The sequence below is a fragment of the Streptomyces bicolor genome (genome assembly GCF_000719285.1).
In the GTDB taxonomy this organism is placed as follows: Bacteria; Actinomycetota; Actinomycetes; order Streptomycetales; family Streptomycetaceae; genus Streptomyces; species Streptomyces bicolor.
Genome location: NZ_JOFS01000010.1, coordinates 186,525 through 210,169 on the forward strand (window position 1 = coordinate 186,525; position 23,645 = coordinate 210,169).

The window sequence follows — 23,645 nt, forward strand, 5'->3', positions numbered from 1 at the left end:
GAGCGTCGTACGGCCGATGTCGCCGCCGTCGCCACGGCCGGCGTCAGCGCGCCGGCCACCGTCAGCAGCCATGCCGGGATTCCGGCCACCGTGCGCAGCCGTGCCGGGCGTGACCTGCGGGGTGTGAGCCTGCCGGTGTGTGATCCCGCGGTGCGTGAGTCCGTTGGGGGTGCTGGTGCCCCGCCGGGCGTGAGCCGCGGTGCGCGAGCTCGCCGGTGCGTGACCTCACCGGAGGCGGGCGGACCGGGCCCGGACTATCGTCATCCGGACAAAAGGAAGGCGGACGTCAGGTGAATCGGGGGTTGCCGGCGTCTCTCCCGGGGGTGGTGCGAGCACATAGGGTTCGTGGGGATTCCTGACGCATGTGCCGTGTGGGACGAGGCGGGGCGGGAGGCCGACGAGGCGTGGCGAACGCGGAACGCGGTGGGCGCTCGGCGGAGGCGCTCGGCGGAGCCACGGCCGTCGGCGCTGTTCAGGCACGCGTGCGCGTGGCGCGGCTCGGCCTGTGGATGGTCGCCGCGATCCTCGCCGTCCGACAGGTGGCCGTCGTCCTCGGTACCCCGCGCGGGGAGCGGCTGACGGACCTGGAGACCTGGGTCGGCCCGTACGGCGTCCTGCATGTGAAGGGTTCGCTGTACGACTCGACGCAGTTCACCGGCACCCCGTTCGGCGGACTCGTCCTCAAGCCGCTGACCCGCGCCGCCGAGCAGGCCCTCGGCTGGGGCTGGACCTTCGGCACCCTTCTGCTCGTCGTCGCCCTCGGTCTGGTCGCCGCCCGCGCCCTGCCCCAGCCGGTCAGCCGGCGCACCTCCCTGCTCGCCGCGCCGGTCGCGATCAGCCTGCTCATGCTGTCGCTGCCGGTGCGCAACACGCTCTACCTCGGCCAGACCAGCATCATGCCGGTGCTGCTGGTCCTGCTCGGCTGCTTCGCCGTGCGCGGCGAGCGCGCCAGCGGCGTCCTCATCGGCCTCGCGGCCGCACTCCAGCCGACGCTGCTGCTGTTCACGCCGCTGCTGTGGTTCACCGGCCGCCGCCGGGCCGTGCTCTCCACGGGGGCCACGTTCGCCGGGTGCACGGCGGTCGCCTGGGTGGCGATGCCGCACGACTCGTACACCTACTGGGTCCACCACATGGCCGGCGTCGGCCTCGGCGGGCGCGCCGACGACCTCGCCAACCAGTCCCTGCACGGCGCGCTGCTGCGACTGGGGCTCACCGGGCCCCTGGAGATCGCCCTCTTCCTGCTCCTCGGCGCCGCCGTCGCCGCCCTCGCCGTGCGCCGCGCCGTGCGCTACGCCCACGACGGACAGCTCCTCCTCGCCGTCGCGATCACCGGCTGCGCGGCGATCGTCGTGTCGCCCACCGCCTGGCAGCACCAGCTGCTGTGGGTGCTGCTCGCGGTCGTCGGCCAGGTGGGCAGGCGGGCCTCCGACCGCTACGTCTGGCCGGTCGCGATCGTGCTGGTCATGACGCTGCCGGCGCGGATGATGGTGCCGGACAAGGTGCTCTTCCACCCCCTGCGCGCCGACCTCGTTCTCCTGGCCGCGCTCGCCACGGCCGCCGTCGTGCCGTTCCTGTCGCGCACCTCGCCGTACTGGCAGACACCGGTCCCGACCCGGTACGCGGACCGGGTCCCGGCCCGCTTCCGGCACATCCCGCTGGTGCCGGTCCTGCGCCGGGTGATCAGCCGCCCGAACCTCCTCTTCGAGCTGCTGCTGATCCGCGTCACCTACTACGCCTACGCCCAGATCCGCCTCGCCGCGGCCGGCGGCTCCAACTCGGCCGGCCGGGCCACCGCCGAGGAGCACGGCGAGGAAATCCACTCCATCGAACGCGCCCTGCACATCGACATCGAGCACTGGGCCAACCACGCGGTGGTAACGGTCGACTGGCTGCGCGGCTTCTTCGACTTCTACTACGAGTCGTTCCACTTCGGCGTCCCGCTCGCCATCCTCGGCGTCCTCTACTGGCGCCGCCCCGTCGACTACCGCTGGGCCCGCTCCGCGATCGGCTTCGCCACCGTCTTCGCCCTGATCGGCTTCTGGCTGTACCCGCTCGCCCCGCCCCGCCTGATGCCCGGTCTCGGCTTCATCGACACGGTCCACGGCCCGCAGGACTTCTCCCAGCCCGACTACGGCACCCTCACCGAGCTCACCAACCAGTACGCGGCGATGCCGTCCCTGCACTTCGGCTGGTCCCTGTGGTGCGGCCTGGTGATCCTCGTCCTCGCCCCCAGAGGGTGGATGAAGGCCCTGGGCCTGCTGCACCCGCTGTTCACGGTCACCGCGATCGTCGTCACCGGCAACCACTGGGTGCTGGACGCGGCCGGCGGCGCACTGGTCGTCGGCGCGGGCTTCGGGATGACGTACCTGCTCCAGGGCCCGCGCGCCCGGACGGTGACGGCGCGGGCGGAGAAGGTCAGCAGTGACTCCCCGGTTCCGGTGAAGGACCGTACTCCGAGCTGATCCGGTACTCGCCGGGCGCGGACACGGTCAACCGGGTGAACTCGCCCTTCGGGGCGAGACAGCCGCCGCCGTCGACGCGCAGCCACGGCGAATGGGCGACGCGCACGGTGGCCGTCCCGGCCCGCGGCATCCGTACGACGACGTCGGCGCTGGACGTCGACACGACGCTCGCGGGCCCGGACACCAGCGGCACGGCGTCCCGCACCCGGAACACCCGCCAGTGCGCGTCCTGCCACACGGGCTCCAGCCAGTCGGGCCGGTCCTCGCGGATGAGCCGGGCCTCGACCTTCGCGTACCCGTCGGGTTTGCCGAGCGGCAGGACGACGTACCCGACGGCCCAGCGGTCCAGCCACTGTCGGTAGGTCGCCGCGGAGAACGACCCGTCGTAGAACAGCCGGGCGCGCTCCATGTCGAGCTGCCGGTTCCAGCCGCGGGCCATGTTGACGTGCGGGGCGAGCCCGCTGGCCTCACGGTGGTTGCGGGCCGGGACGACCTCGACGCGGGTGCGGTCGGCGCCGAGGTGCTCCAGGGCTCGGACCACTCCGCGGGTCTCGGCGGCCCAGGCGGGCACCTTGGTGGAGACGTACAGGTCGTCGCCGGTCTTCTTGCCGACCCAGGCGACGGAGAAGACCAGCGCGGCGATCAGCAGGTTGCGGCGGGCCTTGGCGAGATCGGGCCGGGCCAGCAGTACGGCCAGGAGGGCGGCGGGCGCGAACAGTTCGGCGAAGCGCTCGACGTTCGTGCCGATGGGGGAGGCGATGAGATACGTCAGGACGGTCCCGGCCGCGTAGACGGCACCGCTCCAGCGAGCGACGCGCCAGGTGCGGGGGGCGAAGACGGTCACGGCCAGGCCCAGGAAGAACGGCGGCCATATTCGGCCCGCGAACATCAACTGCTCGCCCTTGAAGGGAAAGAGCAGGGTGGTCACGCCGACGGTGAGCGCGGGCGGGACGAGCAGGGCGAGGGTGCGTGCGTAGTCCCGGGTGAGCAGGAACCCGGCACCCACGACCACCAGGAACAGCCCCGCCACGGGGCTCGCCATGGTCGCGAGGGCGGCGCAGGCGGCGGCCAGGACGACGCGGCGCCGGCCGGTGAGCATCAGACAGGCGCCGAGCCCGAAGGCGACGCCGAGCGCGAAGGTGGTGCGGCCGGAGGCCACGTTGCACCACAGGGCGAAGGAGGCGAGGAGGGCCGGGCCGAGGGGTCTTCGCAGGCCCGCGCGTTCCATGAGCACGGCCGCCAGCCAGGAGGCGGCGAGACCGGAGACGACGGTGACCGCGCGCACGCCGAGCGCGGCCATCAGATACGGCGATATCAGGCTGTAGTTGGCGGTGTGCGTGCCGCCGTACCAGAACAGGTTGTACGCCGACTCACCGTGGCGTGCGGCGAAGCCGGCCCAGGCGTACTGGGCGGCCAAGTCGCCGCCGCCGGTGGCGAGGAAGGCCCACCAGAGCGCGTAGAAGGGGATGGTGGGGAGGGTGGCCAGCAGGGGGATCCGGTGGCGGGTCCAGACCGTGCGCAGGAGTTGGTTCCGGGCAGGGGGCGCCGTCTCTGGGACTGGGGCGCGGGTGAGTTGCTCGGCTTGGGCCACGTGATCGTAGACGTGGAATCAGGGGAAAGCGTTCACTGGGCGAGTGAGGATGGCTACGCCGGCTCGCATGTCGACCAGCAGGCCCGGCGTCTCGGGGGAGGCAGGAACGGGGCGTAGGGATAGGGGGTGCTCCTGCCTCCCTCGGGACGGGTCAGCCGGTGCTGACCCGCAGTTCCTTCACGCCGTTGATCCACGCGGAGCGCAGCCGGCGTGGATCGCCGGCCAGCCGCAGGTCGGGCATGGCGTCGGCGACGGCGTTGAAGATGAGATCGATTTCGAGGACGGCCAGGGACTTGCCCAGGCAGTAGTGCGGGCCGCCGCCGCCGAAGCCGAGGTGGGGGTTGGGGTCGCGGGTGATGTCGAAGGCGTCCGGGTTCTCGAAGACCTCGGGGTCGTGGTTCGCCGAGGCATAGAAGATGCCTACCCTGTCACCCTTTTTTATGCGCTTACCGCCCAACTCCGTGTCCTGGGTGGCCGTGCGCTGGAAGGACACCACCGGCGTCGCCCAGCGCACGATCTCCTCGGCCGCCGTCTCGGGCCGCTCCCTCTTGTACAGCTCCCACTGCTCGGGGTGGGTGAGGAAGGCGTGCATGCCGTGGGTGATGGCGTTGCGGGTGGTCTCGTTGCCCGCGACGGCGAGCATCAGCACGAAGAACCCGAACTCGTCGGAGCGGAGGTTGCCCTCGTCCTCCGCCGCCACGAGCGTCGTGACGATGTCCTTCGCCGGGCATGCCTTCCGGTCGGCGGCCATGTTCATCGCGTACGCGATGAGCTCGGTGGCCGACTCCTGCCCGACCTCCTCGGTGATGGCGTACTCGGGGTCGTCGTACGCGATCATCTTGTTGGACCAGTCGAAGATCTTGGCCCGGTCGTCCTGCGGGATGCCGATGAGCTCGGCGATGGCCTGGAGGGGCAGTTCGCAGGCGACCTGGGTGACGAAGTCGAAGGGGCCGGAGTGGGCGCGGGCGGTGGCCGCGATGTTCCCGGCCCGCGTCCGCAGGCGTTCCTCCAGCGCGCGGATGGCCCGCGGGGTGAAGACCCGCTGGACGATCTGCCGGACCCTGGTGTGTTCGGGCGGGTCCATGTTCAGCAGGATCAACCGCTGGGCGTCTATCGCGTCGCGTTCGATGTGCTCGTTGAAGCGGATGATCGCGGTGTTGAGGGAGGACGAGAACAACTCCGGGTGCGTCGAGACGTACCTGACGTCCGCGTGCCGGGTCACCGCCCAGTAGCCCTCGTCCTGGAACCCGGCCACGTTGCCCGACTGGGGGATCCAGCGGACCGGTTCGGCCCGGCGCAGCTCGGCGAACTCCGGGAGGGGTACGCGGTGGTGCAGCACATCGGGGTCGGTGAAGTCGAACCCGTCGGGAAGCGCTGGACAGGACATGGACAGCTCCTGACGGTCCATCAGCAAAGGGGTCGTCGTGACGGTAGTAACGGGTTCTACAACTGGCAATAGCCATGAACCCCCCAGTTGCCCGCACACCCCTTGCCGTCACTGAACTTCCGTCAGCACACTGCAACACGGAACTAGAACGCGTACTAGTTCCGCAGAGCCCTCGGAGAGGATCCGCACCCATGGCTGCCGAACCCGTGATCGTCGAAGCCGTACGCACCCCCATCGGCAAGCGCGGCGGCGCGCTCGCCAACCTCCACCCCGCCTATCTCCTGGGCGAGACCTACCGCGAACTCCTGGGCCGTACCGGCATCCCCGCCGACTGCGTCGAGCAGATCGTCGGCGGCACGGTGACCCACGCCGGCGAGCAGTCCATGAACCCCGCGCGCACGGCCTGGCTGACCATGGGCCTGCCGTACGAGACGGCCGCGACGACGGTCGACTGCCAGTGCGGTTCCTCGCAGCAGGCCTCGCACATGACGGCCAACATGATCGCGGCGGGCGTCATCGACGTCGGCATCAGCTGCGGCGTCGAGGCGATGTCACGGGTGCCATTGGGGTCGGGGTCCAAGCACGGGCCCGGGAAGCCGTTCCCGGATGAGTGGAACGTCGACCTCCCGAACCAGTTCGAGGCGGCGGAACGTATCGCGCGCCACCGCGGCCTGACCCGCGAGAACGCCGACTCACTGGGCCTGGTCTCACAGGAACGGGCCGCCGCCGCCTGGGCCGAGGAGCGCTTCAAGCGGGAGACGTTCGCCGTCCAGGTCCCCACGACCGAGGACGAGCAGCGCGCCGGGCAGGGCATGTGGCGCCTCGTCGACAAGGACGAGGGCCTGCGCGACACCTCCATGGAGGCCCTGGCGCGGCTCAAGCCCATCATGCCGACGGCCGTCCATACGGCGGGCAACTCGTCCCAGATCAGTGACGGCGCGGCGGCGATCATGTGGGCGTCGAAACGGATGGCGCGGGCGCTGAAGCTGCGGCCGAGGGCGCGGATCGTGGCGCAGGCGCTGGTGGGAGCCGACCCGCACTTCCACCTCGACGGGCCGATCGACGCGACGAAGGCGGTGCTGGGGAAGGCCGGGATGTCGTTGAAGGACATCGACCTCGTCGAGATCAACGAGGCGTTCGCGTCAGTGGTGTTGAGCTGGGCCCAGGTCTTCGAGCAGGACCTGGAGAAGGTGAATGTGAACGGCGGCGCGATCGCGCTGGGGCACCCGGTGGGGGCCACCGGGGCCCGGCTGATCACGACCGCACTCCATGAACTGGAGCGGGCGGACAAGGAGTTCGCGCTGGTGACGATGTGTGCGGGTGGGGGGTTGGCCACCGGCACGATCATTCAGCGGCTGTAGTCCCCACCCACGAAGGTGTTGAAGGCGGCGGGGTCGAAGGTGAGGATCGGTCCCGCCGGGTTCTTGAAGTCGCCGATGGCGATGGTGGTGTGGGGGGTTTCGGCGATCTCGACTTAGTTGCCGCCCTGATCACCGCTGTGCGTGGACTTGCGCCAGGCCAGGGTTCCGAGCGGCGCGCATTCGACACAGGATCCGCCCTGATCGACCGACGGCTTCGGCCAACTGCCCGCATTCGCGACCGGATGGCGAGAGCGGCCGAGGACTCCTGCTGCTGGACGCCGTGTCCGACAAGTGGGGTGTGGATGTCAGGTGCGGAGCCGGCAAGACCGTGTGGTTCGAGTGCCATGGCGGCGCTCAACTACCGGCCTGAGAAGGGGAACTCCGGCAGCGCTCCGCGGCTACTCTGGAATCCGCGGCCGTAGGGGACGATACGGCGGTCATGGAGGGTGGGGGAGATGTTCGCATGGACGACCTTCGACGTGACTTCGCAGCTACCGGCCAACTGGGACACCGACATCGCCGAGGTTGTCCGGAAACACCAGAGCGACCGGCTTCTCACACCTCCCCATTCCACTTCTCGGGAAGGGAACGGGACTCCGGCTCCACGAAAAGGTCGAGGAAACTGGTGCCGATGGCTTCCGCTTTGCTGTAGCCGTAGATACGGCTTGCCGCCGCGTTCCACAGCACGATTTCGTACCCGCCGTCGCGCCCGCGCGACATCCAGAAACTCACCGGTATCTGGTCGAGCAGGGCATGGATCAGCTCCGCGCCCTCGTCCGGCAGGCCCTGAGCACTGACGTTTTCCGCCACCCCACCCCCATGTACGCCTGCCGGTGCTATGCCTGTTTCGTCAGCTCGAACTCGAATTTCGACACGGTGTCGGCACCTGTGTATCCGCCGTCCACGGTGAGGACCGTGCCGTTCACAAAGCTCGCTTCCTCGGAAAGCAGGAAGGCCACTGCGGCGGCTACCTCTTTGGGCTTTCCCGGACGCCCGAGCGGTGTGATCACGCTCGATTCCTTGGTGACGACTTCCTCCAGGGCGCCGTCGATCCACCCCGCGGCCACGGCGTTGACTCTGATGTCCCGGGGCATCGTATTGGCCCAGGATTTGGTCAGGTTGTGAATGGCGGCCTTGGACGCGGCGTACGCGGAAGCGCCGTACGAGCCGACGAAGGCCTCGGTGCTCGTCACCGTCACGATCGCGCCGTGGTCCGCGAGCTGCCCCACCAGCTGCCGCACAAGGAAGTTGGGCGCTGTCAGGTTGACGGCCACGCTCCGGTCCCACTCCTCGTGATCGAAGTCGTCGGGATTTTCCGGAGTGAAGTAGTACTCGGCGTTGACGAGTGCGTGGATAGCCTCATCCTCGTTGTGCGCCTCCTCGCAGAGGCGGGTCACAAAGCCGTCCAGCTCATCGCGGTTCCCGAGGTCGACCTGGACCAATTCGCAGTCGACTTCTTGTTCTCGCAGGTCCTCGCGGAGTTGTTCGGCGTCGTCGATGTGGGCTTCGCCGTAGGTGCCGATCACCCGGTAGTTGTCGAGCAGACGGCGGGTGACCGCCTGGCCGATTCCCGGGGCTGCCGCTCCGGTGACCACTACCGTGGCTCGTCTGCTCATCACATCTCCGCTGGAGGGCCGGGCTTCGGGCTGAGCGGGCCTGACGGCGGAGCTCACCGATGCGCCCCCGTCCAGTCACTCACCTCAGGTTAGCGCGAATTCCCGGACTCTCGAACCTCAACTACTCAAGAGTGGCGGGCAGTTGATCAGCTTGTGCGATTCCGGAGATCGCGGCGCCGCGGGCGGGAAACGGACCATTACCTTCCTACTTCCGGCCGGCTCCAGATCGTTTCAGCGGGTTTGTTTTTACGGCGCTGGTGACCGGCGCACGCCGTACGGCGCGGACGGTGCGGATACGGCGAAGGCGGCGGCCCCGGGGATCAGGGGGCCGCCGCCTTCAGTTCCGCTGGGCAGAGTCGGCTCAGTACCAGCCGTTCGACTGCCAGAAGCTCCAGGCGCCGCACGGGCTGCCGTAGCGCTCCTTCATGTAGTCCAGGCCCCACTTGATCTGGGTGGCCGGGTTGGTCTGCCAGTCGGAGCCGGCGGAGGCCATCTTGTTGCCCGGGAGGGCCTGGACGAGGCCGTAGGCGCCGGACGAGGCGTTGGTCGCGTTGACGTTCCAGTCGCTCTCGTGGTCGACGATGTTCGAGAAGCACTGGTACTGGGCCGAGTCCGAGATCATCTTCTTCGCGATCGCCTGCGCCGAGGAGGTCGAGGTCGTCGCGGCCTGCGCGGGGGCGGCGGCGAACAGGGTGCCGGCGGTGGCGGCGGCCAGAGCGGCACCGGCGAGGGCCTTCTTCGGGGCGGAGATGCGGCGGAAGAGGGAAACAGCGGACACGGGGAGCCTTTCGTCGGGGACGTCTTCGCCGCGGGCATGCCGGAACCACGCGATGCGAGGCGGGGGGCATGCGTCGGCGCCGCGGCCCTGAGGGCACGTCGGCGCCGTGCGACGTCCTCCAGACAAGCAGGCCGGGAAGACGTCCGCAATGAGCCCTTTTGCTAGTTGTGGTCGTATGCGGGGTGAAGGTCGTTTGTGTGACGTGGCTCTCAATGTGCAGGTCAGAGGCCGTATTGGCATGGCCATGGCTTCCGATTTGCCCGACTAAAGAGGGTAGTAGGTGATCTGGGTCATGTGGGGTGGTTCACCGGGTGGGTGACGGTCCGCGTGCGGGGCTTCACCCTGCGGGTGCGTCGAATGTGACCGGGCTCTCGAAGGCCGCGCGGCGGGTGGCCCGGCGCAGCGCCTTGAGGATCACCGTGCCGAGGATCAGCGTCAGGACGACGGTCGTGACCGCCCTGCCCAGGTCCCAGCCCATGGAGGTGGCCAGGCAGTACGTCACGAAGCGGGCCAGGTTGCCGGCCACCGGGGCGTCCGGGTCGAAGGCGATGGACGAGGCCGCCTGGTCCGTGAAGGGCCAGCCCGCCAGATTCGTGACGGTGCCGTAGGCGAAGGCCGCCAGGGCGCCGTACGCGCCCAGGAGAAGGAGTTCCGCGCGACCGCGCAGGCGGTCACGGCCCGGCAGCAGCCCGGCCCCCATGGTGACCCAGCCCATCGCGAGCATCTGGAACGGCATCCAGGGGCCCACCCCGCCCGTGAGCAGTGCCGACGCGAACATCGTGACCGAGCCGAGCACGAAACCGAAGCCGGGGCCGAGGACGCGGCCGCTCAGGACCATGAGGAAGAACATCGGCTCGAGACCGGCCGTGCCGGCGCCGATCGGGCGCAGGGCGGCTCCCGTCGCGGCCAGCACCCCGAGCATCGCGACCGCCTTCGGCCCGAGCCCCGACTCGGAGATCGTCGCCGCGACGACCGCGACCAGCAGCACCAGCAGGCACGCGAAGAACCACGGGGCGTCCTGGCTGTGCGCGACGACCGCCGACTCGGGCGGTGCGAGGAAGGGCCAGCCGAGAGCGGCGACACCGACCGCGCTGACCAGGGCGAGGGCGGCGACTGACCGGGGGCCGAGGCGGATGGGGCGGGCCTGAGGGGTAGAGCGGTCGGGAGTGGCGGGGGCGGGGGGGGGGGGGGCAGGGGGGGGGGGGGCGGGGATGCCCGGGCCTCTCTCCCCTCCGCGACCCCCGGGCCGTCCGCTATCACCTCGCCGTCGGCGAGCAGGATCACCCGGTGGGCCAGTTCGGCGGCCAGCTCCACGTCGTGGGTGGCCAGGACGATGGAGTGCCCGCGGGCGGCGAGGTCGCGCAGCAGGGTGACGAGGCGGGCCTTCGCCGCGTAGTCCAGGCCGCGGGTCGGTTCGTCGAGGAGGAGCAGGGCAGGGCGGGCGGTCAGGACGACCGCCAGCGCGAGCGTGAGGCGCTGGCCCTCGGAGAGGTCTCGGGGATGGGTGTCGTCCGGGATGTCCGGGAGTAGCTCGGAGACCAGGGCGCGGCAGGTGCCGGGGGTTGCGCCGGCGTCGGCGTCGGCGGCCGCGCACTCGCCGGCGACCGTGTCGGCGTACAGGAGGTCCCGGGGCTCCTGGGGGACCAGGCCGACGGCTCCGCCGGTGTTGACCGAGCCGGCGGAGGGTTTGATGAGGCCGACCAGGGTGTTGAGAAGGGTGGATTTTCCGGCGCCGTTGCGGCCCATGACAGCGACGATCTCTCCGAGGGTGAGGCCGAGGTTGATGTTGCGGAGGGCCTGGATGTGGCCGCGGGATACGGCGAGGTCTTGTACTTCGGCCGTGTAAGGCGAGGGGGGCGGTGTGGGGGTGCGCCTGCGCTGGAACCATCGGCGGTGAGTGGCTTTTTCGCCCAATAGCTCGGGGGGTGTTGATTCTTGGCGGCTGCGGGTTTGTTGTGGTTGATCGCGCCCACGCGGCGGTAGCCGCAAATCGACTGCAGCCCCGCGCCCCTGGGGGGCGACGATGTCCCGCTTCTCAAGCTGCTGCCGTAGGTCTGCCGCTCGGCGGCGCGCGTCGCGGACCGTCAGCGGCAGAGGGGTCCAGCCCGCCAGGCGGCCCAGGGCGACCACCGGTGGATACACGGGGGATACGGCCATCACCTCCGCCGGGCTGCCCAGGATCGGCGCCTCGCCGGGGGCCGGGAGCAGGGCGATCCGGTCGGCGTAGTGGATTACGCGCTCCAGGCGGTGTTCGGCCATCAGGACCGTCGTGCCCAGGTCGTGGACCAGGCGTTGGAGGACCGCCAGGACCTCCTCGGCGGCGGCCGGGTCCAGGGCCGAGGTCGGCTCGTCCAGTACCAGGACCCTGGGGTGTGGGGTGAGGACCGAGCCGATCGCCACGCGCTGTTGCTGGCCGCCGGAGAGGGTGGAGATGGGGCGGTCGCGGAGGTCGGCGAGGCCGAGGAGGTCGAGGGTCTCCTCCACGCGGCGGCGCATCACGTCGGGGGCGAGGCCCAACGACTCCATGCCGTAGGCCAGTTCGTCCTCGACGGTGTCGGTCACGAAGTGGGAGAGGGGGTCCTGACCGACCGTGCCCACCACATCCGCGAGTTCGCGCGGCTTGTGGGTGCGGGTGTCCCGGCCGGCCACCGTGACGCGGCCGCGCAGGGTGCCGCCGGTGAAGTGCGGGACGAGGCCGCTCACCGCGCCGAGGACGGTGGACTTGCCCACGCCCGACGGGCCCACGAGCAGGACCAGTTCGCCCTCCGGGACCTCGAAGTCCACGCCCTGGACGGTGGGTTCGGTGGCGCCGTCGTACGTCACGGAGACGTTCTCGAAGCGGATCACGACGGCTCCTTGAGGGCGGGGTCAGGGGTGGGGGCGGGGCTGATGAAGGCCGGGAGCAGGCCCAGGAGGACGGCCGCCGCCGGCCACAGGGGGAGGGCGGGTGCGGTCAGGGGGATCACGGCGGGGTTCAGGGCCGCCGGCTCACGGGTCGCGGCGAGGGTCAGCAGGGCGGCGACCGCCGCGCCGGAACCGGTGATCAGCCAGGCCCGGATGTCCCAGCGGTCCGGACGGTAACGGGTGCGCAGGGTGCGGCGACCGCCCAGGCGGAGGCCTGCCAGGGCGGCGGTGAGTCCGGTGAGCAGGACCGGCAGTCCGTAGGTGGCGCCCGCGGCGGTCAGCAGCCCGTACGTTCCCGCGCAGACGCCGAGGAGGCCGCCGAGGGTGAGCGCGGTGGTCGTACGGCGCACTCGGGGCGGGACGTCGGCGGTACGGCCGTAGCCGCGGGCGTCCATCGCGGCGGCCAGGGCGACCGAGCGCTCCAACGCGCCCTCCAGGACCGGGAGTCCGACCTGCAGGAGGCCGCGGATGCCGCTGTCGGGGCGGCCGCGCAGACGGCGGGCGGCGCGCAGGCGCTGGACGTCGGCGATCAGGTTGGGGGCGTAGGTGAGGGCCACGACCACCGCGACGCCCATCTCGTACAGGGCGCCGGGGAGCGACTTGAGGAGGCGGGCGGGGTTGGCGAGGGAGTTCGCGGCGCCCACGCAGATCAGGAGGGTGGCCAGTCTCAGGCCGTCGTAGAGGGCCTTGGTGAGCGTCTCGGCGGTGACCTTTCCGCCCAGGCGGATGCCTTGTGCCCAGTGGGGGAGAGGGACTTCGGGGAGGGTGACGATCACGTGGGTGCCGGGGAGGGGCGAGCCGAAGGCCACGGCGAAGGCCAGGCGGATGAGGAGGACGGCCAGGGCGAGTTTGACGAAGGCCGTGTAGGAGCGGGCCCAGGGGGCGTTGGGGCGGCAGGTCGTCACCACGTAGGCGGAGGTCGCTATGAGGAGGGTGAGGAGGAGGGGGTTGGTGGTGCGGGTTGCGGCGGTGCCGAGGGCCAGGGCCCAGAGCCACCAGGCGCCTGGGTGCACCGTGCCTTGTCGACCTGCCGTGCGCCGGGGCCGGCGGGTGGGGAGGCTCGCCGGCGCCGGCCGGGTGCCGCTCTCTTCGGGACGGGTGCCGTCCGAGCCGTACGGCTGCCCGCAGCTACGCATGTCGACGACGGCGTGCCTGCCACAGGGCCGCCGCTCCCAGTACTGCCACCACGGCGATCCCGGTCACCAAGCCCAGCGACGGGCCGTCGTTCGAATCGTCCTCCTGAGCGCCGGTCTTCCGCTCGGTCTCCGTCGGCTCCTTCGCCCCCGACACCTGCTCCCCGCACCCCGTCTCCGGATACCCGGCGATCGCGCACAGCAGGGCGTTCGTGTCGTAGCGCAGGGGCTTGGCCACCGCGGCCAGGGCCTCTGCCGTGGTGGCGTCCTCGGCGACGCGGGCGCATGCCGTGCGGCGGGTCGGCGGTGTTTCGCCCGACGGGGCGTCCGCCGCCGTACCGAAGTCGATGACCAACGCCACCCGCTTCTTGCCGTCCTGCGCCGGCGTCCTCGCGCAGACCACCTCGAACACGGCGGTACCCCTCGGGCGGGCCGCGTCCTTGGAGTCCTCGCTCACCGCGAAGCGGAAGCCCTGGACGTCGCCGTCGGAGGGGCGGGCGGTGGAGGGGCCCTGGGTGGCGAAGGTCCAGGTGTCGCCGTCGCGGTCCCAGAAGGACCAGTAGCGGTAGCCGGCCGCGTGGGACGGGGCCGCGACGGTCAGGAGGACCAGCGCTGCCAGGAACGGAGCGACAGCGCGGCGGATCACGGTCGCCGGCCCTTGTTGCGGCCGCTCAGCAGGAAGCCGATGCCGATGCTTGCGACCAGGCCGACGCCGACGATCCACCACACGCTGACGCCGTTGTCGTCGTCCTGCTTCTGCGAGGCCTTCGGTGCCTCGGCCGCTGCCGTCCGCGGCGCCGGGCCCTGCGCGTTGAGCTGCTCGACCAGGTCCGTGCCGCCGAAGTCACGCGGGTCGGTGCCGGTCGCGTGCGCGGCGAAGATCAGCTGGGCGTAGGCGGCGGGACCGCTCTGCTCGGCCCACTTCGCGGAGTTCTGCTCCAGCCAGCGCAAGGGCTTCTGGGCCGCGGCCGGCCCGCCCTGCGCGGCGATCGCGACGACCGCGTCGGCCGTGTTGCCGTAGTCGGGCTGGTCCGCGGCTCCGGGCAGGGCGGACTTCAGGTAGCCCTCCTTCGCGACCGCCTTCGCCAGGTAGGCCGCACCGTTGGCCGCGGCCTGCTGCGGGGTCGGGTAACCGGCGTCGGCGCAGCCCGCGTCCGACTGCTTGCCGGGCTTCACCACGAGACCCTCGCCGAGCGCGCCGAGGACTCCCGCCGCCGTCGCGTCGGCGTTGGCCGCCAGGTCGCCCTTCTTGTCCGGCTGGAAGGCGAAGGCGCCCGCGCCGTCGCCCTCGCAGGGCAAGCCGAGCCGGATCAGGGCGTCGTACGCGGACCGGCCGTCCTTCACGACCTTCTGCGGCTCCTCGCCCGCGGCGGCCAGCGCGCCGACCACGACGGACGTGGAGTTCGTGTCGCTCGCCCCACCCGCCGCATAGCCCCAGCCACCGTCCTTGTTCTGGACGGACTTCAGCCAGGCCACCGCCTTGCCGGTCGCGGCGTCGTGCCCGCCGAGCGCGGCGAGGGCCTGGACGGCGGCGGCCGTGCTGTTGGTGTCGACCGGCGTCTTCGCGTCGCAGGCCGTCGAGGCGTCGGCGCGGAACGGAGCGAATGCCCCGTCGGCGCACTGCTGCCCGGTGAGCCAGTCCACGGCCTTCGCGGCCGGCTTCACGCCCACCGTGTCCTGGGCGAGCAGCGCGAGGGACTGGCGCCAGACGCCGTCGTACGTCGGGTCGGTGGTGCCGTACAGCCCGGCGGGGAGCGCGACGGACGGCGAGGCGGACGGGGAGGAGTCGGCGGCGACTGCGGGCGCGGCGGTGGCCGTGCCGATCACGGTGACGGCGGCCAGGGCCGCGGCGCTGCGGCGGACGTACATGATCGGCGGGTGCCCTTCCCTGAGGGAACCGGGCAGCGCAGGGGAGACCCCCGGCGGCTCGGCTCCGTATACCTCGACGGTGCCGTGCTCCGGCCGGTTGCCGGTGCACGTGAGCCGGTCACGAATCCGTACGGGGCGATCCGGCTTGCCGGCTTCGACGACCGGCTCACGGTTGCGGGTCAGCGCCGGATTTGCACCGGCTTCCCCCTGTACGGGTGTGATGACGACGCCGTCACTCTACCGGCCCGTAGGGAAGCGGCAGAGGGGAGGCTGTGCCAGGCGGTAGGTTCGGGCGCATGGGGATCACGGGGAGCGCCGGACGGCTGCTCGGTTCGGGGCGCGCGTCCGACGTGTACGAGATCGACGAGGCCTGGGTGCTGCGCCGAGACCGGGAGGGCTACGCCGACGGACTCGCTGAGGCCGCCCTGATGGAGCGGCTGCGCGCGCACGGCTACCCGGTGCCGAGGGTCCGGCTCGCCGACTCCACGCGGTCCGAGCTGGTCATGGAACGGCTGTACGGGCCGACGATGGTGGAGGCCTTCGTCGCGGGACGGATCGACGCGTGCGAGAGCGGGGACATCCTGGCCCGTCTCCTGCGACAACTGCACGCCCTCCCCGGACGCGTGGTCCACCTGGACCTCCACCCGGAGAACGTGATGCTCACTCCCGACGGCCCCTACGTCATCGACTGGGCCAACGCGGAGGAGGGAGATCCCGGCCTGGACTGGGGCATGTCCGCGATGATCCTCGCGCAGGTGGCCATGGCCGACGAACAGTTCGCCGCACCCGTCCGCACCATGCTCACCACCCTCCTCGCCGACCCTTCCGACCTCACCGCGGACGGCCTGACGGAGGCCCGGCGCCGGCGCGCCGCCAACCCGACGATGACTGCGCGGGAGGTCGAAGTGCTCGGCGAGGCGGAGGAGTTGGTCCGGTCGTTCATGGGCTAGGCGCAATGCCGTTGCAATAGCTCGTGGGCGTACGCTGCTGTGCAGTGCTCCCGGGGGTGGTGCGGGTGTCTGCAGACGTCGGTGAGTTATCGGGCTTGGGGCTGCTGACCTGGGTGTATCCGTCCGGGTTGGTGGATCGTGTGGTGGCCGCGTGCGGTCGTGCGGAGCAGCGCAGACGCCTGCTGCCGGCCCGGCTGGTGGTGTACTTCGTGCTCGGGCTGGCCCTGTTCTCCCCGGCGCCGTATCTGGAAGTGATGCGGCATCTGGTCGAGGGCCTGCGGGGCCGGGGACTGCTGGGCGAGTGGCACATCCCGGCGAAGTCGTCACTGTTTCGGGCCCGCCAGCGGCTGGGTCCGGAGCCGCTGCGGGTGCTGTTCGCCACGACCGCAAAGCCGATCGGCACCCAGGCCACCCCGGGCTGCTTTTGGCGCGGGCTGCGCCTGCTGGCGGTGGACGCCACCTGCTGGGACGTCGCCGACGGCGCGGCCAACGAGGCCGCCTTTGGCCGCCCCGGAAACAGCCGCGGCCACGACAAGTCCTCCTTTCCCCAGGTGCGGATGGCCTGTCTGATCGAGGTGGGCACCCACCTGGTCCTGGACGCCGAGCTGGCCGGTTGCCGCACCGGCGAAGTCACCCTGGTCGGCCGCCTGCCCCGCTCCTGCGGACCGGGCCAACTCGTCCTGGCCGACCGGGAGTTCCTCGGCGTGCCGCTGTGGCGGGCCTTCACCGCCAGCGGCGCCGACCTGCTGTGGCGGGTGCCCGCCAACCGCATCCTGCCCCTGGAGCGGCAGTTGCGGGACGGCTCCTGGATCTCCCGCATCCACGCTCAGACCGATCGCACTCACACCGATCCGGTCGCGGTGCGGGTGGTGGCCTACCAGCTGCACGGCACTGGCCGTGAGGGTGAGGACTACCGGCTGGTGACCAGCCTGCTCGATGCCCGTCGCTATCCCGCCCGCCAGCTGGCCGCGCTCTACCAAGAGCGCTGGGAGGCGGAAGCCGTCTTCGCCGAGCTCAAGACTCATCAACGCGGCGCCCGCGTCGTGCTCAGCAGCAAAACCCCCGACGGCGTCCTGCAGCAGATCTGGGCACACCTGCTGGTCCACCACGCGCTGCGCGAGCTGATGGTCAGAACCGCCGCCACCCGGGGCCTGGATGCCGACCGGGTCTCCTTCACCGAGACCCTGCGCTCCGCCCGGCGCAGCGTGACCGTCACGCCGGGCAGCTTTTCCCCCTGACCTGCTGGTCAGGGCCCTCGTCGTGCTCCAGCACGACCTGCTCGAACGCCTCCTGCCGCACAGACGCCTGCGCAGCCAGCCCCGCGTCGTCAAACGCAAGATGTCCAACTACCGGCTCAAACGGGCCGAACACCACACCTGGCCCCAGCCCACCCGCACTGGCACCCGAGCAGTCCGCGTCCAACGACCCCAACCTGCGAACGCGTAAAGCAACAGCATTGGGGCTAGGCGGACGCGGGGTCGGCCCGCCGAAGGCCAGATGGAGGACCCGGGCGGACAGCAGCCACACGCCGTCCGGCGACCTGCGGAACGTGTCCTGGATGGGGGTCCCCCGCTCGAGCGAAGCCGAGAGTGGGGGAGGCCCACCTGGACCGGAGGACCCGGCGGGATCAGGTCGCCCTGGTGGCCGTCGACGCGGTACGTCGTGAAGTACGAGGTCGCCGTCGCGGTGTCGGGGGACGTCACCGTGACGAGGATGTCGGACATCACGCGGCGCGAGAGACGGTCGGCGGGGCGGGATCCGAAGTACACGCGCAGCGCGTCCCGCCCCTGTGCGAGCCGCTCGCCCGCCGGCCACTCCCAGGTGCTGTCCTCGGTGAACAGCTCGGCGACGGAGGACGGTTCGCCAGATCGAGGCGGTGGACGAAGCCGACGACGATGCGTTCGCAGGCGCGTTCGGCGAGAAGGCGCTCAAAACACTCCATGGTCATCCATTAAACGGGGGACCTGGTGGTGGCTGCGGGCGGCGGAGACACCGCCGCATAAGCCACCGGCTCACTCCCCGCCACCGCCTCCGCCCGCCCCAGCTTCACCAGCCGCCGCAGATGGGCCTCCGCCTCCGCGATGGCGATGTTCCTCGATCCGTACGGGATCTGCTCCCAGGGCCGGTTCCACTCCATGCGCTCGGCCAGCTGCCAGGGCGTGAGGGGCTCGGACAGCAACGCCAGTAGTCCGGTGAGGCGTTCCTCGTGGTGGGCCAGCAACTCCCGTACCCGGGCGGGTGCGTCGGTGAACGTGTGCTGGTGGGCCGGGAGGATCTCGGCGGGGGCGAGGCGGCCGACGCGTTCGAGGGAGGCGAGGTAGTCGCCGAGGGGGTCGGTGACGGTCGTGTCGTCGGGGTCTTCGTAGAGGCCGATGTGCGGGGTGATCTCGGGGAGCAGGTGGTCGCCGGAGAACAGGCGGCCGTGGCCGGGTAGTTGGGCGGGGTGCTCCTCCTCCAGGTGCAGGCAGACGTGGCCAGGGGTGTGGCCCGGCGTCCAGATCGCGCGCAGTCGGCGGCCGGGGAGGTCGAGGAGTTCGCCGGGGACGATCTCGCGGTCCGGCAGGGCGGGGGAGAAGCCGGGCAGGGTGCTCCGGCGGCGGGCGGAGCGCAGGGGGGACACATGGGCGTCGGGGGCGCCGGCCGCGGTGAGCTTGTCCGCCATGTAGGAGAACCAGCGCTCGGGGTGGGTCGCGCGGGTGCGCCGTACGATCGCCGCGTCCGCCGCGTGCATCGCGATCCAGGCGCCGGAGGCCTCGCGCACCTTGCCGGACAGGCCGTGGTGGTCGGGGTGGTGGTGGGTGATCACCACGCCGTGGATCTCGGCGGGCGCGGTGCCGCACGCCGTCAGGCCCTCGGCCAGGGTGTCCCAGGACGCCGGGTCGTCCCAGCCGGTGTCGATCAGCACCGGGCCGCGGTCGGTGTCGACGACGTACACGAGGGTATGGCCGAGCGGGTTGTCCGGGATGGGGACCTGGATGGACCGGACGCCGCCGCCGTGGTCGTACACCTGCGTCATGGGCTCCCCAATCGCCGCGACACGCCTCCGGCCGACCGGTTCACTATAACTAGAACGAGTTTCGATGGGAGCCTGAGTCATCCAGGCTTGGCGTTCCGCATCCGGCCCGGTGTCCAGAACTCCCTGATCTCCTCGGGGCTCTTCGTCTCCCGTTGGACGGACACCCCGTTGCCGTGTGCGACGTCGTCCCAGCTCGATCAGCGTAGGCGCCATTGATGTGCGATCCGTGGACTCCTCGTAGTAGAACTGGTATCAGTTCCTGAAACAGCGTCAGAAATCAAGGAACCCGCTCCAGCTCCGCAGGAGGCGTCGGCCATGACCGAGCTCGTGGAACACGGACAGCTGTTCATCGGCGGGGAGTTGACCGACCCCGTGGGCAAGGACGTCATCGAGGTGATCTCACCGCACACCGAGGAGGTCATCGGACGCGTGCCGCACGCCTCGCCGGCCGACGTCGACCGGGCGGTCGCGGTGGCGCGGAAGGCGTTCGACGAGGGGCCCTGGCCGCGGATGAGCCTCGACGAGCGGATCGAGGTCGTCACCCGCATCAAGGACGGGATCGCCGTACGGCACGAGGAGATCGCCCGCGTGATCTCCTCCGAGAACGGCTCCCCGTACTCCTGGAGCGTCCTCGCGCAGGCGCTCGGCGCGATGATGGTGTGGGACGCGGCGATCACGGTCGCACGGAACTTCACGTACGAGGAGCGGCGCGACGGCGTGCTCGGCAGGATCCTCGTGCGGCGCGAGCCCGTCGGGGTCGTCGCGGCCGTCGTCCCCTGGAACGTCCCGCAGTTCGTCGCCGCCGCCAAGCTCGCGCCCGCGCTGCTCACCGGGTGCACGGTGGTGCTCAAGCCGTCGCCGGAGTCGCCGCTGGACGCCTACCTGCTCGCCGAGATCGCGAAGGACGCCGGACTGCCGGAGGGCGTGCTGTCGATCCTCCCGGCGGACCGCGAGGTCAGCGAGTACCTCGTCGGGCACCCGGGGATCGACAAGGTCTCCTTCACCGGCTCGGTGGCGGCGGGCAAGCGCGTCATGGAGGTCGCGGCCCGCAACCTCACCCGCGTGACGCTGGAGTTGGGCGGCAAGTCGGCGGCCGTCGTCCTGCCGGACGCGGACGTCGCGGCGACCGTCGCCGGTGTCGTCCCGGCGGCCTGGATGAACAACGGCCAGGCCTGCGTGGCCCAGACCCGGATCCTGCTGCCGCGCTCCCGCTACGACGAGTTCGCCGAGGCCTTCGCCGCGGCGGCCGGCGCGCTGGTGGTCGGCGACCCGCTGGACCCGGCGACCCAGGTGGGCCCGCTGGTGGCGCAGCGGCAGCAGCGCAGGAACCTCGACTACATCCGGATCGGGCAGGAAGAGGGTGCCAAGATCCTTACGGGCGGCGGGCGTCCGGCGGGTCTGGAGAGGGGCTGGTACGTCGAGCCGACCCTCTTCGGTGACGTCGACAACTCCATGCGGATCGCACGCGAGGAGATCTTCGGCCCGGTGATCTGCCTGCTCCCGTACGGCGACGAGTCCGAGGCCGTGAAGATCGCGAACGACTCCGACTACGGCCTCAGCGGCAGCGTCTGGACGGCCGACACCGCGCACGGCATCGAGGTCGCCCGCCAGGTCCGCACCGGCACCTACTCGGTGAACACCTTCAGCCTGGACATGCTGGGTCCGTTCGGCGGCTACAAGAACTCGGGCCTGGGGCGGGAGTTCGGCCCCGAGGGTTACGGCGAGTATCTGGAGCACAAGATGATCCACCTCCCGGCGGGCTGGGAGGCGTAAGGGATGGGCGACCGCTGGCACGTCGAGGTCGACCGGTCGGTGTGCATCGGCTCGGCCCAGTGCGTCCACCACGCTCCCGACGGTTTCCGCCTCGACACCGGCCGCCAGTCCCATCCCGCCGACCCGGAGACCGACGCGAACGAGCAGCTCCTGGCCGCGGCGGAGAGCTGCCCGGTGGAGGCGATCGTGATCACGATGCTGGAGAGCGGGGAGCCGGTGTTTCCACCCGAGGAATAATGCCAGAAATGTCCCCTTCAGGGGGTTCGTTTTCGGGCGGATGTCCTATTATGGAGGTAGGCCTACGGGACGAGTGAGGGAGCCCGAACCGGAGTAGCCGACTCTGGCGGGAAGCAAAGGCTTCCGCTGGGGCCGACATCGACGGTCCGGGCTGAGAGGCCGGAAGGCAGCAGTCAGGCCGGAAGGCGACCCCCAATACCTGATCCGGGTAATACCGGCGCAGGGAACCCGTCTCGTAGGTCATTCATGTGTCCGCGGGCGCCGTGAGGTCGATCAGTCGGCACACCGTCTCGATGTCGATCTTCACCTGGGCGATGGAGGCACGCCCCGACAGCCAGGTGATCAGGGCCGAGTGCCAGGTGTGCTCGATGACGCGGACGGCGGAGAGCTGCTCGGGGGTGGGGTTCTCCAGACCCATCGCGTCCAGGATGATCAACGTCGTCTGCCGGGAGACCTGGTCGACCTCGGGGGAGACGCTGCGGTCGGCGAAGGTCAGGGCGCGCACCATGGCATCGGCCAGGTGGGGCTCGCGCTGCAGGGCGCGGAACGCGCGCATCAGGGTCTCCGCCACGCGCTCCGCCGCCGTCTCACCCTGCGGCGGCTTCTTCCGCAACGTGCCGTGCATGTGCTCCAGCTGGTCCTGCATCGTGGCGACCAGCAGATGCACCTTGGACGGGAAGTAGCGGTACAGCGTGCCCAGCGCCACCTGCGAGGACTCCGCGACCTCCCGCATCTGCACGGCGTCGAACCCACCCCGGCTGGCGAGCTGCGCGCTGGCGTGCAGGATGCGCCGGCGCCGGGCCTCCTGCCGCTCGGTGAGGGGCGGTGAGGAGGGGCTCGCGCTACTGGCTTCCGCAGGCATGGATCCCGTTCCGTGACAGTCGGTGAGGGTGAGTGACCGGACAGAGCATGCCAGGGTGTCGGTCGTGGCGTGAATCACCTGATCCATCGCTCACAGCGGCGCTACCTGCCGGTAGATTCAGAGCTCTTGAACGATCAAGTCTGAAACTTGTTCTAGATTAGCGTCCCGTCGTAATCTCGCGGGACAGCAGAGCGAGAAGGGGGTCCGGAGTGACCGCTGAGGCCAGGGAGGCCGGGTCCCCCAAGGACCCTGCCGCCGACGGGCAGCGACCGCTCGACATCGCCCTCCTCACCTATAAAGGGAACCCGTTCTGCGGCGGCCAGGGCGTCTACGTACGGCACCTCTCCCGCGAGCTGGCCCGCCTCGGCCACCGCGTCGAGGTCATCGGCTCCCAGCCGTACCCCGTCCTCGACGAGGGCGACGACTACGCCGACCGCCTCACCCTCACCGAGCTCCCCAGCCTCGACCTCTACCGCCAGCCCGACCCCTTCCGCACCCCGAAGCGCGACGAGTACCGCGACTGGATCGACGCGCTGGAAGTCGGAACCATGTGGACCGGCGGCTTCCCCGAACCGCTGACGTTCTCACTGCGCGCCCGCCGCCATCTGCGCGCCCGGCGCGGCGAGTTCGACGTCGTGCACGACAACCAGACGCTGGGCTACGGCCTGCTGGGCGACGTCGGCGCCCCCCTCGTCACCACCATCCACCACCCCATCACCGTGGACCGCCAGTTGGAGCTGGACGCGGCGGAGGGCTGGCAGCGACGGATGTCGGTACGGCGCTGGTACGCCTTCACACGCATGCAGAAGCGCGTGGCGCGCCGCCTGCCGTCCCTCCTCACCGTCTCCGGCACGTCCCGCGACGAGATCGTCGACCATCTCGGCGTACGCCAGGACCGCATCCACGTCGTGCACATCGGCGCGGACACGGACCTTTTCTCGCCGGATCCGTCGGTACGGCGGATCCCCGGCCGGATCGTGACGACGTCAAGCGCCGACGTCCCGCTCAAGGGCCTGGTCTTCCTCGTCGAGGCACTCGCCAAGGTCCGTACCGAGCACCCCGACGCCCATCTCGTGGTCGTCGGCAAGCGGCCCGAGGAGGGCCCGGTCGCCCAGGCCATGGAACGGTACGGCCTCGAAGGCGCCGTCGAGTTCGTCAAGGGCATCTCCGACGCGGAGCTCGTCGACCTGGTGCGCTCGGCGCAGGTGGCGTGCGTGCCGTCGCTGTACGAGGGCTTCTCCCTGCCGGCCGCCGAGGCCATGGCCACGGGAACGCCGCTGGTCGCCACGACCGGCGGGGCGATCCCGGAGGTGGCGGGGCGGGACGGCGAGACGTGCCTGGCGGTGCCGCCGGGCGACGCGGGGGCGCTGGCCGCTGGGCTGAGCCGGCTGCTGGGGGACGAGGAACTGCGCGTGCGGCTGGGTCACGCCGGGCGTGAGCGCGTGCTGGAGCACTTCACCTGGGCGCGGGCCGCCGAGGGAACGGTGGCCCGCTACCGCGAGGCGATAGCCCGCTCCGCGGGCGGGGGGCCACGCCGCTCCGCAGCGGCGGCGACGAGCCGCTCCGCGACCCCGGCTCCCGGCCGCTCCGCGGCCGCGACGGATGCCGCACCGGCGAGGGTGACCGAGCCCGCCGAGCCGGCGCGCGCCACCGACGCCGCCGGCGTCACCGAGGCCGCCCGCGTGACCGAGGCCGCCCAATGACCG

General features: G+C 71.0%; 19 protein-coding genes, 2 pseudogenes and 1 riboswitch. Of the genes and pseudogenes, 7 read left to right on the plus strand and 14 right to left on the minus strand.

Annotated features, from left to right (window positions below; all coding sequences use genetic code 11):
• Window positions 1-404 precede the first annotated feature (404 nt).
• Window positions 405-2,462, plus strand: a complete 2,058-nt coding sequence (locus tag IF78_RS0116350; RefSeq protein WP_031476347.1) for a bifunctional glycosyltransferase 87/phosphatase PAP2 family protein — start codon at window positions 405-407, stop codon at window positions 2,460-2,462.
• On the opposite strand, the gene IF78_RS0116355 is transcribed toward IF78_RS0116350, so the two are convergent.
• On the minus strand, window positions 2,416-4,053 hold the full coding sequence (locus IF78_RS0116355) for a hypothetical protein (RefSeq protein WP_425314618.1): 1,638 nt from the start codon (window positions 4,051-4,053) through the stop codon (window positions 2,416-2,418). The two genes, IF78_RS0116350 and IF78_RS0116355, sit on opposite strands and share 47 nt — an antisense overlap.
• A gap of 151 nt (window positions 4,054-4,204) precedes the next feature.
• Entirely contained in the window at window positions 4,205-5,440 is a 1,236-nt protein-coding gene (locus IF78_RS0116360) for a cytochrome P450 (protein ID WP_031476349.1), read from the minus strand.
• A gap of 191 nt (window positions 5,441-5,631) precedes the next feature.
• Here IF78_RS0116360 and IF78_RS0116365 point away from each other — a divergent pair, with 191 nt between their 5' ends.
• Window positions 5,632-6,801: a steroid 3-ketoacyl-CoA thiolase gene (locus IF78_RS0116365; RefSeq protein ID WP_031476351.1), complete on the plus strand. Its 1,170-nt coding sequence runs from the start codon at window positions 5,632-5,634 to the stop codon at window positions 6,799-6,801.
• Here IF78_RS0116365 and IF78_RS50675 read toward each other — a convergent pair.
• The 9 genes and pseudogenes from IF78_RS50675 to IF78_RS0116405 all read right to left on the minus strand — a co-directional run bounded on the left by IF78_RS50675 (window position 6,789) and on the right by IF78_RS0116405 (window position 15,101).
• Window positions 6,789-6,908 carry a DUF397 domain-containing protein gene (locus tag IF78_RS50675; RefSeq protein ID WP_324617251.1) on the minus strand — a complete coding sequence of 40 codons (120 nt, stop codon included), beginning with the start codon at window positions 6,906-6,908 and terminating at the stop codon, window positions 6,789-6,791. The two genes, IF78_RS0116365 and IF78_RS50675, sit on opposite strands and share 13 nt — an antisense overlap.
• 448 nt (window positions 6,909-7,356) lie before the next feature.
• A complete protein-coding gene (locus IF78_RS49140; protein WP_031476353.1) occupies window positions 7,357-7,611 on the minus strand; it encodes a PAS domain-containing protein in 255 nt (84 codons plus the stop codon).
• Between the two features lie 26 nt (window positions 7,612-7,637).
• On the minus strand, window positions 7,638-8,417 hold the full coding sequence (locus IF78_RS45055; protein ID WP_078662471.1) for an SDR family NAD(P)-dependent oxidoreductase: 780 nt from the start codon (window positions 8,415-8,417) through the stop codon (window positions 7,638-7,640).
• Window positions 8,418-8,778: 361 nt separating this feature from the next.
• Window positions 8,779-9,195 carry an aggregation-promoting factor C-terminal-like domain-containing protein gene (locus tag IF78_RS0116380; protein WP_031476357.1) on the minus strand — a complete coding sequence of 139 codons (417 nt, stop codon included), beginning with the start codon at window positions 9,193-9,195 and terminating at the stop codon, window positions 8,779-8,781.
• 337 nt (window positions 9,196-9,532) lie between these two features.
• Window positions 9,533-10,330 (minus strand): ECF transporter S component, encoded by a 798-nt coding sequence (locus tag IF78_RS0116385; RefSeq protein WP_051827946.1) that lies wholly within the window; start codon window positions 10,328-10,330, stop codon window positions 9,533-9,535.
• Window positions 10,331-10,437: 107 nt separating this feature from the next.
• Window positions 10,438-12,042: pseudogene (locus tag IF78_RS0116390) on the minus strand (ABC transporter ATP-binding protein); the annotation flags it as partial.
• Window positions 12,039-13,235, minus strand: coding sequence for a CbiQ family ECF transporter T component (locus IF78_RS0116395; protein ID WP_031476362.1), 1,197 nt, complete (start codon window positions 13,233-13,235; stop codon window positions 12,039-12,041). The gene IF78_RS0116395 and the pseudogene IF78_RS0116390, both read right to left, overlap by 4 nt.
• Window positions 13,228-13,878 (minus strand): SCO2322 family protein, encoded by a 651-nt coding sequence (locus tag IF78_RS0116400; protein WP_031476364.1) that lies wholly within the window; start codon window positions 13,876-13,878, stop codon window positions 13,228-13,230. Before IF78_RS0116400 ends, IF78_RS0116395 begins: the two co-directional genes overlap by 8 nt.
• The gene (locus IF78_RS0116405) at window positions 13,875-15,101 is read right to left on the minus strand and encodes an SCO2321 family membrane protein (RefSeq protein ID WP_031476366.1); all 1,227 of its coding nucleotides are present in this window, start codon (window positions 15,099-15,101) and stop codon (window positions 13,875-13,877) included. Before IF78_RS0116405 ends, IF78_RS0116400 begins: the two co-directional genes overlap by 4 nt.
• A gap of 117 nt (window positions 15,102-15,218) precedes the next feature.
• A riboswitch (cobalamin riboswitch) is annotated at window positions 15,219-15,364 on the minus strand.
• Between the two features lie 33 nt (window positions 15,365-15,397).
• On the opposite strand from IF78_RS0116405, the gene IF78_RS0116410 reads away from it, so the two are divergent.
• Together IF78_RS0116410 and IF78_RS0116415 are read left to right on the plus strand one after the other, a co-directional pair.
• Window positions 15,398-16,051: a phosphotransferase gene (locus IF78_RS0116410; protein WP_031476368.1), complete on the plus strand. Its 654-nt coding sequence runs from the start codon at window positions 15,398-15,400 to the stop codon at window positions 16,049-16,051.
• A 95-nt stretch (window positions 16,052-16,146) separates the two neighbouring features.
• The gene (locus tag IF78_RS0116415) at window positions 16,147-17,289 is read left to right on the plus strand and encodes an IS4 family transposase (RefSeq protein WP_234439699.1); all 1,143 of its coding nucleotides are present in this window, start codon (window positions 16,147-16,149) and stop codon (window positions 17,287-17,289) included.
• A 223-nt stretch (window positions 17,290-17,512) separates the two neighbouring features.
• Here IF78_RS0116415 and IF78_RS49695 read toward each other — a convergent pair.
• Together IF78_RS49695 and IF78_RS0116425 are read right to left on the minus strand one after the other, a co-directional pair.
• A pseudogene (locus tag IF78_RS49695) lies at window positions 17,513-17,993 on the minus strand (nuclear transport factor 2 family protein); the annotation flags it as partial.
• A 9-nt stretch (window positions 17,994-18,002) separates the two neighbouring features.
• On the minus strand, window positions 18,003-19,067 hold the full coding sequence (locus IF78_RS0116425) for a Strvi_7410 family MBL fold metallo-hydrolase (RefSeq protein ID WP_051827927.1): 1,065 nt from the start codon (window positions 19,065-19,067) through the stop codon (window positions 18,003-18,005).
• A gap of 315 nt (window positions 19,068-19,382) precedes the next feature.
• On the opposite strand from IF78_RS0116425, the gene IF78_RS0116430 reads away from it, so the two are divergent.
• Window positions 19,383-20,840, plus strand: coding sequence for an aldehyde dehydrogenase (locus IF78_RS0116430; RefSeq protein WP_031476374.1), 1,458 nt, complete (start codon window positions 19,383-19,385; stop codon window positions 20,838-20,840).
• Window positions 20,841-20,843: 3 nt separating this feature from the next.
• Window positions 20,844-21,077: a ferredoxin gene (locus tag IF78_RS0116435; protein ID WP_031476376.1), complete on the plus strand. Its 234-nt coding sequence runs from the start codon at window positions 20,844-20,846 to the stop codon at window positions 21,075-21,077.
• A gap of 244 nt (window positions 21,078-21,321) precedes the next feature.
• Here the strand turns inward: IF78_RS0116435 and IF78_RS0116440 are convergent, their stop codons facing one another.
• Window positions 21,322-21,939, minus strand: a complete 618-nt coding sequence (locus IF78_RS0116440) for a TetR family transcriptional regulator (protein WP_031476378.1) — start codon at window positions 21,937-21,939, stop codon at window positions 21,322-21,324.
• A 209-nt stretch (window positions 21,940-22,148) separates the two neighbouring features.
• On the opposite strand from IF78_RS0116440, the gene IF78_RS0116445 reads away from it, so the two are divergent.
• Window positions 22,149-23,642 (plus strand): glycosyltransferase family 4 protein, encoded by a 1,494-nt coding sequence (locus IF78_RS0116445; protein WP_031476380.1) that lies wholly within the window; start codon window positions 22,149-22,151, stop codon window positions 23,640-23,642.
• Window positions 23,643-23,645 lie beyond the last annotated feature (3 nt).